The sequence below is a fragment of the Vibrio sp. 2132-1 genome (assembly GCF_033344315.1).
The window spans coordinates 1-755 of record NZ_JAWPON010000264.1; the positions used below are offsets into that span (position 1 = coordinate 1).

The window sequence follows — 755 nt, forward strand, 5'->3', positions numbered from 1 at the left end:
CCAACGTCGCGTGAATGTCTAACTTATCGGTAATTTTCACGCGGCTAGAAAGTTCAGCAGCGAGGCTACTGTCTTCGGTTTGAATGCCGTTGCTATTCTCAGATTTGTAAGATCTTACGGTACTTTTTACGGTGACACGATCATTGAAGTGGTAGCTGATCCCGCTGAGAAAGCCGCTTTGGTTTTGAGTCGGAGAGTTATTGACTCGCGCACCTACATAAAGGTCAACAGAATCAAAAAGTTCATAGGCGTAGCCACCATCAATATTCCATACATCAAAGCTGTCGGTTTGGTAACTTTCACTCGAGATAAAGAGTTTGTGAGGAGACGTGCTTGTTTTCCCTGGAAGGGGAGGGAGATCGTTAGCAAAAGAAACGCCAGACACTAAAAACAGTAACAGAAAAAGCCATTTTTTCATGTCCACCACTCCTTGTGTCTAACTTTTTTATTAGTATCTGCTAAAAGCTTCTCACTATTAAAGCATAGAATATGAAAGCCAACACATCTATTTTCTAAATAATTCGATCCTAGGAACATTGATCACAGTTAAGTTGTTGTTAACTAGAAACAACACCGTCTAAATGTTTGATCTTGCGCTTTATGAGAAAGATCCGCTTACCTATGGCTCCTAATCACCCTTCGTTTAATGGCATTAACTCCTGAAGTTAGAAAACAAGGATGTTTTTCTTAAAATCAAGCGTAAGTAATTACACTTATATATCAATGACATTACGCAGAATAAACCTCTGGAAGAC

1 protein-coding gene is annotated in these 755 nt (G+C 39.6%); it reads right to left on the bottom strand.

What is annotated here, in order from left to right:
• The coding region (locus R8N47_RS24825) for a ribonuclease regulator (RefSeq protein ID WP_318186055.1) at positions 1-418 on the bottom strand (418 nt) is incomplete at its 3' end.
• Between the last annotated feature and the right edge of the window lie 337 nt (positions 419-755).